The 15,755-nt window shown below is 62.5% G+C and carries 13 protein-coding genes; 6 read left to right on the forward strand and 7 right to left on the reverse strand.

What is annotated here, in order from left to right; translation table 11 throughout:
• Positions 1-42: 42 nt before the first annotated feature.
• Positions 43-729, reverse strand: coding sequence for a peptidase C39 family protein (locus HBO24_RS21665; RefSeq protein WP_057441587.1), 687 nt, complete (start codon positions 727-729; stop codon positions 43-45).
• A 212-nt stretch (positions 730-941) separates the two neighbouring features.
• Between HBO24_RS21665 and HBO24_RS21670 the strand changes: the two genes are divergently transcribed.
• Entirely contained in the window at positions 942-1,103 is a 162-nt protein-coding gene (locus tag HBO24_RS21670) for a hypothetical protein (RefSeq protein ID WP_170045434.1), read from the forward strand.
• A 39-nt stretch (positions 1,104-1,142) separates the two neighbouring features.
• Here the strand turns inward: HBO24_RS21670 and HBO24_RS21675 are convergent, their stop codons facing one another.
• Both HBO24_RS21675 and HBO24_RS21680 read right to left on the reverse strand, forming a co-directional pair.
• Positions 1,143-2,423 carry a Zn-dependent hydrolase gene (locus tag HBO24_RS21675; protein ID WP_115128512.1) on the reverse strand — a complete coding sequence of 427 codons (1,281 nt, stop codon included), beginning with the start codon at positions 2,421-2,423 and terminating at the stop codon, positions 1,143-1,145.
• A 127-nt stretch (positions 2,424-2,550) separates the two neighbouring features.
• Positions 2,551-4,038 (reverse strand): NCS1 family nucleobase:cation symporter-1, encoded by a 1,488-nt coding sequence (locus HBO24_RS21680; protein WP_057441488.1) that lies wholly within the window; start codon positions 4,036-4,038, stop codon positions 2,551-2,553.
• Between the two features lie 600 nt (positions 4,039-4,638).
• Between HBO24_RS21680 and hydA the strand changes: the two genes are divergently transcribed.
• From hydA to preA, 3 genes are all read left to right on the forward strand, one after another.
• Entirely contained in the window at positions 4,639-6,078 is a 1,440-nt protein-coding gene (gene hydA / locus HBO24_RS21685) for a dihydropyrimidinase (RefSeq protein WP_057441486.1), read from the forward strand.
• A gap of 145 nt (positions 6,079-6,223) precedes the next feature.
• On the forward strand, positions 6,224-7,591 hold the full coding sequence (locus HBO24_RS21690; protein WP_057960080.1) for an NAD(P)-dependent oxidoreductase: 1,368 nt from the start codon (positions 6,224-6,226) through the stop codon (positions 7,589-7,591).
• A complete protein-coding gene (preA, locus tag HBO24_RS21695) occupies positions 7,592-8,866 on the forward strand; it encodes an NAD-dependent dihydropyrimidine dehydrogenase subunit PreA (protein WP_057441482.1) in 1,275 nt (424 codons plus the stop codon).
• Between the two features lie 112 nt (positions 8,867-8,978).
• Here preA and HBO24_RS21700 read toward each other — a convergent pair whose 3' ends face one another.
• Positions 8,979-9,599, reverse strand: coding sequence for a TetR/AcrR family transcriptional regulator (locus HBO24_RS21700; protein ID WP_029298440.1), 621 nt, complete (start codon positions 9,597-9,599; stop codon positions 8,979-8,981).
• A 115-nt stretch (positions 9,600-9,714) separates the two neighbouring features.
• Here HBO24_RS21700 and copC point away from each other — a divergent pair, with 115 nt between their 5' ends.
• Positions 9,715-10,080 (forward strand): copper homeostasis periplasmic binding protein CopC, encoded by a 366-nt coding sequence (gene copC, locus HBO24_RS21705; protein ID WP_115128513.1) that lies wholly within the window; start codon positions 9,715-9,717, stop codon positions 10,078-10,080.
• Between the two features lie 3 nt (positions 10,081-10,083).
• On the forward strand, positions 10,084-10,932 hold the full coding sequence (gene copD, locus HBO24_RS21710) for a copper homeostasis membrane protein CopD (protein ID WP_115128514.1): 849 nt from the start codon (positions 10,084-10,086) through the stop codon (positions 10,930-10,932).
• Between the two features lie 14 nt (positions 10,933-10,946).
• On the opposite strand, the gene HBO24_RS21715 is transcribed toward copD, so the two are convergent.
• From HBO24_RS21715 to HBO24_RS21725, 3 genes are all read right to left on the reverse strand, one after another.
• Positions 10,947-12,098, reverse strand: a complete 1,152-nt coding sequence (locus HBO24_RS21715; RefSeq protein WP_115128515.1) for an HlyD family secretion protein — start codon at positions 12,096-12,098, stop codon at positions 10,947-10,949.
• On the reverse strand, positions 12,095-13,756 hold the full coding sequence (locus HBO24_RS21720) for an MFS transporter (RefSeq protein ID WP_115128516.1): 1,662 nt from the start codon (positions 13,754-13,756) through the stop codon (positions 12,095-12,097). Before HBO24_RS21720 ends, HBO24_RS21715 begins: the two co-directional genes overlap by 4 nt.
• A 453-nt stretch (positions 13,757-14,209) precedes the next feature.
• Positions 14,210-15,688, reverse strand: coding sequence for a DASS family sodium-coupled anion symporter (locus HBO24_RS21725; RefSeq protein WP_057439399.1), 1,479 nt, complete (start codon positions 15,686-15,688; stop codon positions 14,210-14,212).
• Positions 15,689-15,755: the final 67 nt, after the last annotated feature.

Consider the following 15,755-nt stretch of genomic DNA (forward strand, 5'->3'; position numbering starts at 1 on the left):
GTTGACAGGCACAAAAAACGGCGCCCTCGGGCGCCGTTTGCATTATGGCTGCTTCGGCCTTTCGGCCATCACCTTGAGTGCCTGGGCGGCCGCCTGTTCCTGGCCGGCCTGGGCCGTGGCGTTGGCGGCCTGCTGCCACCTACCCGCATCCAGGTTGGCCGGCAACTGGCTTGGCCGCTGGACCAGCACCGCCCACTGGCCGGCGCTTTTCCAGGCGGACTCGAAGTCGCTGAACGCCACTGGGCGCCTCCGGTCCCTGGCAACTCGCAACACCACCGTACTGTTTTGCTGATTAAACCCCACCAGCACCGCATAACGCGGCTCGGCCCATAGCGTCGAGCCCTCGGTAATCCGCACCATCACCGGGTAGCCCGCCGCCACCTGCGCCAACAGCGCGGTCAGCTTGGGGTCCAGCGGATACACCAGCATCCCGTACTCACGCGCCAGTACCTGCATATTGCGCTCAAGGTCGGCTTCACCGCCCGGCAAGTGCAATGGCTTATCCAGCAACCCCGGTGTAATCACAATGCCTTGTTGCGACAGCATGCTAGCCAAAGCGGCCGGACCACCCTGATAGGTGTCACCGCGAAACGCCGGCACCCCGTTGAGCTCTACGCGCTCGGGCAAACCGCGGAGGTTCGAGGGAGTGGGATGCCCCGCACACGCGGCCAAGCCGAGGACGCAGGCAGCCACCAACAAGGATGTTTTGAGGTTCGACCGTAAACGCAACTTCTTCACTCTCTTGATCATCAGCGGGCTGGGGCGTTGATCATAGGGCGCCCGGGGACGCGGGTATAGCCTTGGGCCACAGTAAAAAGCCCGGCATAGAGCAAACAAGTTGGATGTACACGACCATTGGTCAATAGCACGCAACCGGGAGGCAGCTAGACTGTCCATTGCAAAGACAGTGAGTGCCCTGCACAGGGCAAAAGGAGGCACTTATGAGCCTGACAACCACGATTTTCATGCTGGTGCTTAGCTGGCTGGCCGTCGCCGGCGCCATGTTGTGGGGGGTCTTGCGCGTGACCCGCCGGCACCATCATCCACAACCCAAACCCGCTGCACACGCCAAGAGCCACAAGCCAGTCGCGCATCACGCCTGAGCCCAGCCAGGAGCCGGCAGGCAGCCGGCCCCTACAGATCTAGGCCAGCTGTTTGCGAGCGACCGCAACTGACGCTGCCAGCATCGCCCGCAGTAACACCGCGCACCCCGCCGCCAGGTCATCCGGTGCCGCATTTTCGATCTCGTTATGGCTGATCCCGCCTTCACACGGCACAAATATCATCCCCGCCGGCCCCAGTTCAGCGACGAAGATCGCGTCGTGCCCGGCGCCACTGACGATATCCATGTTCGACAACCCCAGGCCATTGGCCGCCTCACGCACTGCATCGACACAGCCCTTATCGAAATACAGCGGTGGGAAATCGGCGGTGGGCACCATTTCGAAGGTCAGGCCGTGCTTGGCGCAGGTGTCGTCGATCACCTGGCGCACCTGGGCAATCATCGAATCCAGGCTCCCCGGTTCCAGGTGGCGGAAGTCGAGGGTCATGCGCACTTCGCCGGGGATCACATTGCGCGAGCCCGGGTAGGCTTGCAGGCAACCCACGGTGCCACAGGCATGGGGCTGATGGCCGAGGGCTGCGGCGTTGACCGCAGCCACCACTGCCGAAGCGCCGACCAGAGCGTCCTTGCGCAGATGCATCGGCGTCGGCCCGGCATGAGCCTCAACGCCGCGCAGGGTCAGGTCGAACCATTTCTGGCCAAGCGCCCCCAGCACCACGCCGATGGTTTTGCGTTCGTCTTCCAGGATCGGCCCCTGTTCGATATGGGCTTCGAAATAGGCCCCCACCTTATGCCCGCTGACCGGCCGGGTGCCCGCATAGCCAATCGCATTCAGTGCATCGCCCACCGTGACGCCCTCGGCGTCGGTCTTGGCCAGGGTGTCTGCCAGGGTGAATTTCTCGGCGAACACCCCGGAGCCCATCATGCACGGTGGGAAGCGCGAGCCTTCTTCGTTGGTCCACACCACCACCTCCAGCGGCGCCTCGGTTTCGATCTTCAGGTCATTGAGCGTGCGCAACACCTCCACACCCGCCAGTACACCGAAGCAGCCATCGAACTTGCCGCCAGTGGGTTGGGTGTCGATATGGCTGCCGGTCATCACCGGCGCCAGCGCCGGGTTGCGCCCCGGGCGGCGAGCAAAGATATTGCCCACCCCATCGACGGTCACAGTGCACCCCGCCGCCTCGCACCACTGCACAAACAGATCCCGGGCCTGACGATCAAGGTCGGTCAGGGCCAGGCGACACACACCGCCTTTGGGGGTAGCGCCAAGCTTGGCGAGGTCCATCAACGACTGCCACAGGCGGTCGCGGTTGATGTGCTGATGGGTGGGTTGCAGAACGTCGATGGCAGCGTTCATGGGGATCTCCTCAGGCAATATTATTGTTTGAGTCGGCGCGATATCCGTGGGGGCTGGCTTGCCTGGGATGGCGGCGGGTCAGTTACCACCGCTATCGCAGGCAAGCCAGCTCCCACATTGACCGCATTTACGACGGAAATTTAGCGGCGATAGGACTGGTTTTGCGCTTGCTGCACAGCCCGTAATACAACACCCCGCCCAATGCCGATCCGGTAAACCAGCCGTAGCTGTAGAACCAGCTGAAGGCATCGCTGCCCAACGACAGCAAGGTCAGCACCACCGGCACACCGAAAGCGATAAAACCCGCCACGTTCCAGGCCGGGTACACGTCATCGCGGTACAGCCCCGCCAGGTCAAGTTGCTGGCGACGGATCAGGAAATAGTCCACCACCATGATCCCGGCAATCGGCCCCAACAGGCTCGAATAACCCAGCAACCAATTGGAATACACGGTTTCCAGGCTGACATCGGACACGATCAGGCCGAGCTTTTTCAGCAGTTCGTGGGCCATCAACGCCAGCCCCACCAGGCCGGTGAGTATCACGGCGGTGGTGCGGTTGATCAGCTTGGGCGCGATGTTCTGGAAGTCGTTGGTGGGCGAGACAATATTGGCCGCCGTGTTGGTCGACAGCGTGGCAATGATGATCAGCGCCATCGCCACCGCGACCCACACCGGGCTCTGGATGTGCCCGATCAGGGTCACCGGGTCGGAGACGCTGACCCCCACCAGTTTCACCGAGGCGGCGGTCATGATCACGCCCAGGGCGGCGAACAGGAACATGGTCAGCGGCAGGCCGAAAATCTGCCCCAGGATCTGGTCCTTCTGGCTTTTGGCATAACGGCTGAAGTCAGGAATATTCAGGGACAAGGTGGCCCAGAACCCGACCATCGCGGTCAGCCCGGCCATAAAGTACCCCGTCAGGCTCGCCCCTTCTGGCCGCTTGGGCGGGATCGCCATCAACTCGCTGAGCGACACATTGGGCAACGCCCACACCAGCAGGCCGATACCCACGGCCACCAGCAGCGGTGCCGACAGGGTTTCCAGCCATTTGATCGACTCGGCACCGCGCAGCACCACCCACAGGTTCAGCACCCAGAAGATCATGAAGCCGATCACCTCACCGGTGCCGCCCAGGCTCTTCCAGCCCTCGAAGATCGAACCGAGGAACAAGTGGATCGCCAGCCCGCCGAACATCGTCTGGATACCGAACCAGCCGCAGGCCACCAGCGCCCGGATCAGACACGGCACATTGGAACCAAGGATGCCGAAGGATGAACGCAGCAGCACCGGGAACGGAATGCCGTACTTGGTGCCCGGAAAGGCATTCAGCGTCAGGGGCACCAGCACCACGATATTGGCCAGCAGGATCGCCACCAGCGCCTCGCCCACCGACAAGCCGAAGTACGCGGTGAGCACCCCGCCCAGGGTGTAGGTCGGCACACAGATCGACATGCCGACCCACAGCGCGGTGATGTGCCACTTGTTCCAGGTTCGTTCGTGCACCTTGGTCGGTGCCATATCGTGGTTGTAACGGGGGCTGTCGAGGACGTCGCTGCCGGCGTCGAGTTCATACAGGCCGTCGCGTTCTATGACTTGCGATCTGTTCTGTTGCATGGCCGCTCCACGGTTTTTTTGAATTATTGTTGCTCATCCGGCGTTCAACGCTGGATGGCCGCAGTCCCGCATGGACAACATGACATCACGGACCCGGCCAACCGGCAGCGCACTCAATTACCGTGCCGCACACCTTCACCGCATCCGTACCGCTTATATAACTGGCTGATGTTTATCAGCTTTATTTTGTTTACCGAAAAGTCCCACGGCACTTTCAACGTTACTCAGGCCAAATAACGCAGAAGTTGTCCGAACAATCAGGACTCAATCTGGTGCAACACAATTATTTTTATTACTGCCTGCCGTCAAGAGGCAACTCTCAAGCGTCTGATTTGCAATAGGAAATGTTGCTCATATTGGGAACCTGTCAAGTGCGTCAAAATGGTGAGAGGTCGCTACATTTTGGTGATTTTCAGTTTTTATTCTTGTAAATCAACGAGTTATTACGGATATATACTTATAAAAAATAATCTTGATCATTCGAAAAACTCGGGCTAGTTTCTATTCCTGTCACCGATGACAAGAATAGATTCTGTACGGTGAGCAGAACTACAACACTTAGAACTGGCATAAGCCGGTCAAGCCCCTGAGGAACTCGGCATGTCTCTGTTGATCCGCGGCGCCACCGTTGTTACCCATGATGAAAGTTATCCAGCCGATGTCTTGTGCGCAGACGGTCTAATCCGCGCTATTGGCACTGATCTGGAGGTGCCCGCCGGCACCGAGATACTCGATGGCAGCGGCCAATACCTGATGCCCGGCGGTATCGACCCCCATACCCACATGCAACTGCCCTTCATGGGCACCGTGGCCAGCGAGGACTTCTTCAGCGGTACGGCAGCAGGCCTGGCGGGCGGGACCACGTCGATCATCGACTTCGTGATTCCCAACCCGCAGCAGTCGTTGCTGGAGGCCTTCCATCAGTGGCGCGGCTGGGCCGAGAAGTCGGCGGCCGACTACGGGTTTCATGTCGCGATTACCTGGTGGAGCGAACAGGTGCGCGAGGAAATGGCCGAGCTGGTAAGCCACCACGGCATCAACAGCTTCAAGCACTTCATGGCCTACAAGAACGCGATCATGGCCGCCGACGACACCCTGGTCGCCAGCTTCGAACGCTGCCTGGAACTGGGCGCAGTGCCCACCGTGCATGCAGAGAACGGCGAGCTGGTGTATCACCTGCAACGCAAGCTGATGGCCCAGGGCATCACCGGGCCCGAAGCCCATCCGCTGTCGCGCCCTTCACAAGTGGAAGGCGAAGCGGCCAGCCGGGCGATCCGGATTGCCGAAACCATCGGCACGCCGCTGTACCTGGTGCATGTTTCGACCCAGGAAGCCCTCGACGAAATCACCTACGCCCGCGCCAAGGGCCAGGCGGTCTACGGCGAGGTCCTGGCCGGGCACCTGCTGCTGGACGACAGCGTGTACCAGCATCCCGACTGGCAAACCGCAGCGGGCTACGTGATGAGCCCGCCCTTCCGCCCCCGCGGGCATCAAGACGCACTGTGGCGCGGCCTGCAATCGGGCAACCTGCACACCACCGCGACCGACCACTGCTGCTTCTGCGCCGACCAAAAGGCCGCCGGGCGTGACGACTTCAGCAAGATCCCCAACGGCACCGCCGGCATCGAAGACCGCATGGCGCTGCTGTGGGACGAAGGCGTCAACAGCGGGCGCCTGTCGATGCAGGAGTTTGTCGCATTGACCTCCACCAACACCGCAAAAATCTTCAACCTCTACCCACGCAAGGGGGCGATCCGCGTCGGTGCCGATGCCGACCTGGTGCTGTGGGATCCCCAGGGCACACGGACCATCTCGGCCAAGACCCACCACCAGCGGGTGGACTTCAATATCTTCGAAGGCAAGACCGTACGCGGCGTACCCAGCCACACCATCAGCCAGGGCAAGCTGGTGTGGGTCGATGGCGACCTGCGCGCCGAGCGTGGTGCCGGGCGCTATGTCGAACGGCCGGCGTATCCGGCGGTGTTCGAGCAGCTGCGCAAGCGGGCCGAGCATTCCAGGCCAGTCGCGATAAACCGCTGAAATCGCCACTCGCAGGCAAGCCAGCTGCCACCCGTTGATAGGTGAACCCGATCAAATGTGGGAGCAGGCTTGCCCGCGATGAGGCCAGTGCAAACAACAAAAAACCAATGCCCGCCAGAGGCAAAAAAACCGTGAGGCCCTTACCGTGATCCAGACCCTGAACCACCTCCCCCACCCCAACGAAGATGGGGCGACCCTCGCCAGCCATTTCACCGACCTGGCACCGCCCCTCAATGCCCGCCAGGCCCACCTGGAAGCCTCGCGCTGCCTGTATTGCTACGACGCGCCGTGCGTCAACGCGTGCCCCAGCGAGATCGACATCCCCTCGTTCATTCGCAATATCCACACCGACAACGTCCAGGGCGCGGCGCAGAAGATTCTCTCGGCCAATATCCTCGGCGGCAGTTGCGCCCGGGTCTGCCCGACAGAAATCCTCTGCCAGCAGGCCTGTGTGCGCAACCACAGCGACGAATGCGCCCCGGTGCTGATCGGCCTGTTGCAACGCTATGCCATCGACAACGCGCACTTTGAGCAACACCCGTTCCAGCGCGCCGCCCCTACCGGCAAGCGCATCGCGGTGGTCGGTGCCGGGCCTGCGGGGCTGTCCTGCGCCCATCGCAGTGCCTTGCATGGGCATGACGTGGTGATTTTCGAAGCCCGGGAAAAAGCCGGCGGCCTCAATGAATACGGGATCGCCAAGTACAAACTGGTGGATGACTTCGCCCAGCAGGAGCTGGATTTCCTCTTGCAGATCGGCGGCATCGAAATCCGCCACGGCCAGCGCCTGGGCGACAACCTGAGCCTGAGCGACCTGCACCAGCAATTCGACGCGGTATTCCTCGGCCTGGGCCTGGCCGCCAGCAAACACCTGGGCCTGCCCCACGAAGACGCCCCCGGCCTGCTCGCCGCCACCGACTACATCCGTGAGCTGCGCCAGGCCGACGACCTCAGCCAACTGCCCCTGGCCGACCGCTGCATCGTGCTCGGTGCCGGCAATACCGCCATCGACATGGCCGTCCAAATGGCTCGCCTGGGCGCGCGGGACGTCAACCTGGTATATCGCCGTGGCCTTGCCGACATGGGCGCCACCGACCATGAACAGGAGATCGCCAAGGCCAACCAGGTCCGCCTGCTGACCTGGGCCCAACCCGACACCGTGCTGCTGGACGACCACGGCCAGGTACGCGGTATGCGCTTTGCCCGCACGCGCCTGGAAAACGGCCGGCTGCACACCACCGGCGAAACCTTCGAGCTGGCGGCCGATGCGATCTTCAAGGCCATCGGCCAAGGCTTCGACGAGCAGGCCTTGCACGATCCCCTGGCCCAGCAACTGCAACGCCAGGGTGAACGGATCTTTGTCGATGCGCAGCTGCAAACCAGCATCCCCGGCGTGTATGCCGGCGGCGATTGCATCAGCCTCGGGCAAGACCTCACCGTCCAGGCCGTGCAACACGGCAAGCTGGCCGCCGAGGCCATGCACGCTCAACTCATGCTCAACGTGGAGGCTGCGTAAATGGCCGATCTCTCGATTGTCTTCGCCGGTATCAAAGCCCCCAACCCGTTCTGGCTGGCCTCTGCGCCACCCACCGACAAAGCCTACAACGTGGTCCGCGCCTTTGAGGCCGGCTGGGGTGGCGTGGTCTGGAAAACCCTGGGTGAGGACCCGGCGGCGGTCAACGTCTCGTCCCGTTATTCGGCGCACTTTGGCGCCAACCGCGAAGTGCTGGGTATCAACAATATCGAGCTGATTACCGACCGCTCCCTGGAGATCAACCTGCGGGAAATCACCCAGGTGAAAAAGGACTGGCCGGACCGCGCACTGATTGTGTCGTTGATGGTGCCGTGCGTCGAAGAGTCATGGAAAAACATTCTGCCCCTGGTAGAAGCCACCGGTTGCGATGGCATCGAACTGAACTTCGGCTGCCCCCACGGCATGCCGGAACGGGGCATGGGCGCGGCCGTGGGCCAGGTGCCAGAGTACGTGGAACAGGTGACACGCTGGTGCAAGACCTACTGTTCGCTGCCGGTGATCGTCAAGCTCACGCCCAACATCACCGATATTCGCGTGGCCGCCCGTGCCGCGTATCGCGGGGGCGCCGACGCGGTGTCGCTGATCAATACCATCAACTCCATCACCAGCGTCGACCTGGAGCGCATGGTCGCCCTGCCGATCGTCGGCACCCAAAGCACCCACGGCGGCTACTGCGGCTCGGCGGTGAAGCCGATTGCCTTGAACATGGTCGCCGAAATTGCCCGCGATCCCCAGACCCAGGGCCTGCCGATCTGTGGGATCGGCGGCATCGGCAACTGGCGCGATGCCGCAGAATTCGTGGCCCTGGGCTGCGGTGCAGTGCAGGTGTGCACGGCGGCGATGCTGCATGGTTTTCGGATTGTCGACGAGATGAAGGATGGCTTGTCGCGGTGGATGGACAGCCAGGGCTACAGCAGCCTGCAGGATTTTTCCGGGCGCGCGGTGGGCAACACCACGGACTGGAAGTACCTGGACATCAACTACCAGGTCATCGCCAAGATTGACCAGGCCGCATGCATCGGCTGCGGGCGTTGCCATATTGCCTGTGAAGACACCTCGCACCAGGCGATTGCCAGCCTCAAGCAGGCCGATGGCACCCACGTGTACCAAGTGATCGACGACGAATGCGTGGGCTGCAACCTGTGCCAGATCACCTGCCCGGTGGCGGATTGCATCGAGATGGTGCCGATGGACACTGGCAAGCCGTTTCTCAACTGGACCCAGGATCCGAGGAACCCCTATCGGGAGGCTGTGTAACCATTTAAATCGCTATCGCAGGCAAGCCAGCTTCCACATTTCAATGGTGTGAATCCAATCCAATGTGGGAGCTGGCTTGCCTGCGATGAGGCCCTCAACCTCTCCCCAAAGCTCAGGGTTCCAAGCCAATCCCCCGCAAAATCACACTGGTCACCGTCTGCACCGCCCGCTCGAACTGCATATCCGACAGCGCCTGATGGTCGTTGAGGATCATCACCTGGTGATCGAAGTCGGCATAGTGCTGGGTCGAGGCCCAAATCATATACAGCAGGCTCGACGGCTCCACCGCGAGGATGCGCTTATCTTCCACCCACTGGCGGATCTTCGCTTCCTTCATCTTGGCCCAATCGTAGAGGCTCGCATCCAGCGCTTCGCCGAGGGTCGGCGCGCCGTGGATGATTTCATTGGCCCAGACTTTCGAGCCATAGGGGCGGCTGCGCGAGTGCTGCATCTTCGCCCGGATGTAGCTGCTGAGCACCACCCGTGGGTCATCGAACATTTCGAAGCACAGCGCATCCTGCTTCCACACTTCCAGCAGGTCGAACAACACCGCGCTGTACAACTCGCTCTTGGTGCTGAAGTAGTAATGCAGGTTGGAGCGCGGCAGTTGCGCCTGTTCGGCAATGTCGGCCATGGCGGTGCTGCCATAGCCTTTTTCGGCGAAGACCTTTTCAGCGGCCAGCAGAATCTTTTCGACGTTGACCCGACGGATACCGATCTTGTGATTGCCCATAGGGGCTCCCTGACAACGACATGCCTGGAAGACTACCATCCGCTCTAGATCGGGGCGACAGCCTGAGTGGAAACTTCGTACACTGCCCGCTCCTCCCCTTGATAGGTAGTGCACGATGTTGATCAAGAACACGTTGATGGCGGTTGCCTTGCTGACCTCTCTGCTGGGCGCCCAGGCGGCCTTGGCCCACGCCCACCTGAAAAGCACCACGCCGGCGGCCGACAGCACCGTCGCGGCCCCCGCCGACCTGCGCCTGGTGTTTTCCGAAGGCGTCGAAGCCACGTTCACCAAGGTGTCCCTGAGCAGGGACGGCACCGAAGTGGCGGTCAAGGGCCTGGAAACCCCGGACAAAGACAAGAAAACCCTGGTGGTGACCCCGGCCGCCCCGTTGGCTGCCGGCACCTACAAGGTCGAGTGGCACGCCATCTCGGTCGATACCCACAAGAGCGCAGGCAGCTACAGCTTCAAGGTCGGCCAATAACCCATGGCAACCCTGCTGGTGCTGTGCCGTTTCCTGCACTTTATGGCGGTGCTGCTGATGTTCGGGGCCAGTGTGTTCCGCCCCTTGCTCCTGGGCACCAAGCCCCAGCCGGCAGTGGACCGGCAACTGGCGCGCCTCACCGGGCCACTGGCCTGGCTGGCCCTGGGCAGCGGCGTGGCGTGGCTGCTGTTGATCAGTGCCAGCATGGCCGGCAGCGACTTGCTGGCGCTGGACCTTGCAACGGTGCAATTGGTGCTGGGCAAGACTTTTTTCGGCCAGGTCTGGAGCGTGCACCTGCTGTTGAATGGCCTGTTGGTGCTGAGCTTGCTGACACGTTGCAACCGCGCGCGCCTGCCCCTGACGGCGCTGCTCCTGGCAACCCTGGCCCCCGTGGGCCATGGCGCCATGCTCAGTGGCCTGAGCGGGCAATTGCTGATCCTCAACCAGGGGGTGCACCTGCTCTGCGTCGGTGCGTGGCTCGGTGGGTTGCTGTTGTTGGTCCTGCTCCTGCGCCAAACGCAGCACACGTCCCTGCAAGAGATTCTGCAGCGCTTCAGTGGCGTCGGTTACGGGCTGGTGGCGGGTTTGCTGGTCACCGGGCTGATCAATATCCGCGTGCTCACCGGGCAATTCTGGCCTACCCCGCTGTTCAGCGGGTTTGCCTTGATCCTGTTGATCAAGGCGCTGCTGGTGGCGGGCATGCTCGGCCTGGCAGTGCTGAACCGGCTACGGACCCAGGATTGCCAGCAACGACGTGGCCAATTGCAGGCCAGCGTGTTGCTGGAATGGCTGTTGGGCGCGGCGGCGGTGGCGGCCGTTTCCCTATTGGGCACCCTGCCACCGATGCTGTAGGAGCATCGTCCAGTTCAAGGCGGACTGTTCTTCAAGCGCCCCGCCGTGTCGATACTCACCACCACCGACAGCCCCGGCCGCAGGCGTTCGCTTTGCTCCTGATCGGGGTCCACCGTGATCCGCACCGGCACGCGCTGGGCGATCTTGACGAAGTTGCCGGTGGCGTTATCGGCCTGCAACAGGCTGAACTCAGACCCCGTCGCCGGCGAAATACGCTGCACCGTGCCATGAAACTTGCGGTGGTCCAGGGCATCCACGGTAAACGTTACCGGCTGGCCCACCTGCACGTTGTCCATCTGGGTTTCTTTCATATTGGCGATCACCCACAACTGGTTCGGCACCAATGCCATCAGCTGCGCGCCGGAGTTGACGTAGGCCCCCAGACGTACACCAATCTGCCCCAGTTGACCGTCCCGGGGGGCCAGGACGCGGGTGTTCGACAGGTCGATCCGCGCCAGCTCCACCGCTGCATCGGCACTGGCCACCGCCGCTTCCAGGGAGCCGCGATTGACGATTACCGTCTGCAGGTCCTGGCGGGCGATTTCCAGGCTGGCCTGGGCCTGGGCCACAGCGGCGATGGTTTGCGCGTTGGCGGCGCGGGTCACGTCCAGTTCTCGGCGCGACACCGAGCCGTCGCTGATCAGCTCTTCGTTGCGACGCAGGTCCGCAGTACTTTTGCGCGCCTGGGCCTGGCTATCAGCCAGGGCGGCCTGGCGCAGCTTGATGGTCGCCTCGGCACTGTTGCGCTGTTGCACCACGTTGGCCAGGGCGGCTTGCTGCACCGCCAGTTGCGCCTGGGCCTGGTCCAGGCGTTGCTTGTAGATGCGGTCGTCGAGGCGTACCAGCAAATCCCCGGCCTTGACGTGCTGGAAGTCCTGCACCGGCACCTCGAACACATAACCGCCCAATTGCGGGCTGATGATCGTCACCTGGCCGCGTACCAGAGCGTTTTCGGTGGTTTCCACGGCGCTGCTGAACGGCGGCAATTGCCAGGCGTACAGCACAATCAACACGCCAACGATGGCAATCGCGGCAAAGCCCAGGGACGAGACGATGCGCACGCCCAGGGAGCGCGGCTCGGTGGCCGTCGCACCCGGTGGCGTGCTGCCCTCCGGGGTGGCGGCAATGGCATTGGTGGTCGTGGTGGTAGCCGTAGGTTCGCTCATGAAGGAAGTGCGCCGCTAGGTTGAACGGAAGGCGCTGCACTGGCGGCAGCTTTCTTGGTGGTGCTCATCAGCCACAGGCTGCGGGTAAAGATCCACAACATGGTGAGGATCGCGATGATCGCGATCAGCATAAACACATCGTTATAAGCCATGACATTGGCCTCGCGGGTGGCCGCCGTGGCCAGGCTGCGAATACCCATCAGGTTGCGCAGTTCCGGGTCGGCAATCACCGAGCCGTAGGCCGAGCCGCCGCTTTGTACACGGGCCGCGACCCGCGGATCCAGCAGGGTCAGGTGTTCGACAATCATGCTCGAATGGAATTTCTCCCGCACCACCTGGAAGGTGCCGAGCAACGCCGCGCCCATCAGCCCGCCGAGGTTCTGGCAGATCCCGAACAACACCGAGAAACTCACGAGGTTGCGCGGGTTGGCCAGCACATTGCGCATCCCCAGCACCATGGTCGGGCCGAGGAAGAAGGTACCGCCAAACCCCAGCAGAAACTGGCTCAGGTACATGTTCTGCGGCCGCGTCAGGTTGCTGGAGAAGCTGTCCATCACCGAGCCCGTGGCCATCAGCGCCAGGGAAATCACCAGGGGCATCAGCAAGTGTGCCGGGTTGATGGTCAACGCGCTGATCACCAGGCCACTGATCGCCCCCAACAGCATCACCAGGTACAGGGTGCGCATTTGCTCGCTGCTCATATTCAGCGCCTGCAAAAAGCCCACGGCGCCGGTGGATTGCTCCGACAGCACCATGCGGATCAGGATTACCGCCAGGGCCAGGCGAATCATCACCCCGCCGCCCAGCCAGCGGGTCATCAGCAGCGGGTTGGCGCGGTTATGTTCGATGGCCAGCCCGGCCATGATCAGCACCAGGGAACAGGCCGAGGCCACGCCGATCCACGGGGCTTCCAGCCACCAGTCGATGCGCCCCAGGGACAGTACCGCGCAGAGCAATGCCACGCCTGAGGCGAGCAAAGCAAAGGTCAGGAAGTCGAGTTTTTCAAAGGTCTTGAAGCGATCGCCCGGCGGCAACTTGAGCAGGAACACACAGCCCAGGCAAGTCAACGCCATGCCCAGCTCAAACAGGTACAGGCCGCGCCACTCGGCAATCTGCAGCAAGTCTTCGGAAAACAGCCGCGCCATCGGCAACGCCAGTTGCGCGGTACCCAGGCCCAGCACCAGAGCCTTGAGCCGCCACTTCGCCGGGAACGCCTGGACCATGTAGTACAACCCCAGGGAACTGAGGGCCGCGCCCACCATGCCGTGGGCGGCACGCACGGCGATTGCCGAACTGAGGTCATTGACGAACAGATGGCCAAAGGTGACCAGGGCGTAGAGCACCAGGAACACTTCGGTAAACGCGCGCAAGCCGAACTGCTGGCGGAACTTCACCAGCAGCAGGTTCATGGACACGTTGGTCATCACATAGGCGGCGGGTAGCCAGGCCATTTCGGCGGTGGTCGCGCCCAATGCCCCTTGCAGATATGGCAGATTGGCGATCACCAGCGCATTGCCCAGGCCGCCGGTGATTGCCACCAGCACCCCAACCAGGGCAAAGGCCCAGCGTTTGAGCGTGGGGTGATGGGGCGTCGACGGCGACCCCGGCAAGCTCGGACGCTCGTGGGGTTGCCAGGTGTGCGGGGTGTATTTATCCATTCGTGACCTTGATGACCGACGCACGAGGCCGGTAAAACCCTGACTCAGAGCTTAGTAGACCTGAGCGGGGTTCATCTTGTCATCTTTGTGGGAGCTGGCCTGCTCCCACATTTGATTTGTGATGTGGCGCAAATACGTGCCCAGCCGCCCCCCCTGTGGGAGCGGGCTTGCCCGCGATAGCGGCGGTTCAGGCGCTATTTCTGGTGGCTGACACACTGCCATCGCAGGCAAGCCAGCTCCCACATTTGATTTGTGATGTGGCGCAAATATGTGCCCAGCCGCCCCCCCTGTGGGAGCGGGCTTGCTCGCGATAGCGGCGGTTCAGGCGCTATTTCTGGTGGCTGACACACTGCCATCGCAGGCAAGCCAGCTCCCACATTTGATTTGTGATGTGGCGCAAATTATGTGCCCCAGCCGAGCCCCTCCTGTGAGAGCCAGCTCCCACAGGAGGTTTTAGATCCAGCCCAGCCAGCTCCAGTAGGTGGCGGCAAACACCAGCATCAGCAGATAGCCAATCACCGTGACCAGCAAGCCCACCTTGGCAAACTGCCGCGCGGTGAAGGTGCCGGTGCCCAGGCACACCATGTTCTGCGGGGCGTTGATCGGCAGGATAAAACCGTAGCTGACCACAAACCCGAGCAACATGGTCATGCCCAGCCGGCTGAAGTCTCCCGGCAGGGTTTGCAGTACGGCAATCAGGATCGGCAACAACGCCGAGGTCAGCGCGGTAGCGCTGGCAAAACCCAGGTGAATCACAATCAGGAATGCGCCGAGGATCGCAAACACCCCCAGCGGCCCCAGTTGATCCAGGCCGGTATGCCCCACCACCTGCGCGCCCAGCCATTGCCCGGCCTGGGTGGTGAGCAACGCGGTACCCAGGCTGATGCCCACACCGAACACAATCACCGTGCCCCAGGGGATACGCGACTGCACGTCCTTCCAGGTCATCACGCCGATCCCCGGCAGCAGCAGGAACACCAGGCCGGCGTAGGTGGTGGAGGTGGTATCGAAGCTGTGCAGGCGCCCTTCCGTGGCCCAGGCCAGCAGCAGCAATACCGAAACGGTCAGCAAGCGCTTCTGCGGCCCGGTCATCGGGCCGATCTCCACCAGGGACTGCGCCACAGCTTCCTTGCCACCGGGAATGCTATTGCTTTCCGGGGGCAGCAACTTGAGCACCAGAAACAGCAGTACCGCCGACATAATCAGCGCCCACGGCGCCCCGGCGATCAACCAGTCGATCCACGACACGCGCTGGCCGAGCATCTTGTCCATAAAACCGACCGTCAGCAGGTTCTGCGCGGCGGCGGTCTGGATCCCGACGTTCCAGATACTGGTGCCCTGGGCGACGACGATCATGATCCCGGCGGCGATATTCGAGCGTTTGTCCACGCCAAACGCGGCAATCACCCCCATCATGATCGGCACCACGCAGGCGCTGCGGGCGGTGGCGCTGGGCACCACCAGGCTGAGCAGGATGGTCACCGCAATCGCGCCCACCAGGATCCCGCGAGTGCTGGTGCCGACCCGGGTCAGAGTCACCAGGGCGATACGCCGGTCGAGGCCGGTGTGGGTCATGGCGGCGGCGATAAACAACGCACCGGCCACCAGGGCCAGGGCCGGGTTGGCAAACCCGGTGAGCGCCATGCTGATAGCGGGGCTGGAACCGATCAGGTGCGTCGGGTCCTGCAAGGACGGTGCGGTGCCCAACAGAAAGGCCATCAACGAGGTGATCATGATCGCACTGGCTTCGTAGGACACCGCTTCGGTGATCCACACCACCACGGCAAACGCGAGGATCGCCAGCATCCGCTGGCCGGCCACCGGCAAATCGGCGGGCAGCGGCAACAGCAGCACGCCGACCATCACCAGTACGGCAATCACCAGGCCCATGGGCAACTTGAATGATGCAGCGGTTGTTGCGGGGCCGTTCATGGGGTTCTCCGTCAGCCTTCAAATCAGGCCGACAGCATGAGGCAAAGCACCGCACGCCGTGTTGACG

This window comes from Pseudomonas sp. WS 5410, from assembly GCF_012985645.1.
GTDB classification, from domain to species: Bacteria; Pseudomonadota; Gammaproteobacteria; order Pseudomonadales; family Pseudomonadaceae; genus Aquipseudomonas; species Aquipseudomonas shahriarae.

Bases quoted from the DNA above. Each gene is read 5' to 3' on its own strand.
- copC (WP_115128513.1), top strand. From the start codon at position 9,715: ATGTTGATCAAGAACACGTTGATGGCGGTTGCCTTGCTGACCTCTCTG.
- HBO24_RS21670 (WP_170045434.1), top strand. From the start codon at position 942: ATGAGCCTGACAACCACGATTTTCATGCTGGTGCTTAGCTGGCTGGCC.
- HBO24_RS21715 (WP_115128515.1), bottom strand. From the start codon at position 12,098: ATGAGCGAACCTACGGCTACCACCACGACCACCAATGCCATTGCCGCC.
- hydA (WP_057441486.1), top strand. From the start codon at position 4,639: ATGTCTCTGTTGATCCGCGGCGCCACCGTTGTTACCCATGATGAAAGT.
- HBO24_RS21675 (WP_115128512.1), bottom strand. From the start codon at position 2,423: ATGAACGCTGCCATCGACGTTCTGCAACCCACCCATCAGCACATCAAC.
- HBO24_RS21680 (WP_057441488.1), bottom strand. From the start codon at position 4,038: ATGCAACAGAACAGATCGCAAGTCATAGAACGCGACGGCCTGTATGAA.
- copD (WP_115128514.1), top strand. From the start codon at position 10,084: ATGGCAACCCTGCTGGTGCTGTGCCGTTTCCTGCACTTTATGGCGGTG.
- HBO24_RS21720 (WP_115128516.1), bottom strand. From the start codon at position 13,756: ATGGATAAATACACCCCGCACACCTGGCAACCCCACGAGCGTCCGAGC.
- preA (WP_057441482.1), top strand. From the start codon at position 7,592: ATGGCCGATCTCTCGATTGTCTTCGCCGGTATCAAAGCCCCCAACCCG.
- HBO24_RS21700 (WP_029298440.1), bottom strand. From the start codon at position 9,599: ATGGGCAATCACAAGATCGGTATCCGTCGGGTCAACGTCGAAAAGATT.
- HBO24_RS21725 (WP_057439399.1), bottom strand. From the start codon at position 15,688: ATGAACGGCCCCGCAACAACCGCTGCATCATTCAAGTTGCCCATGGGC.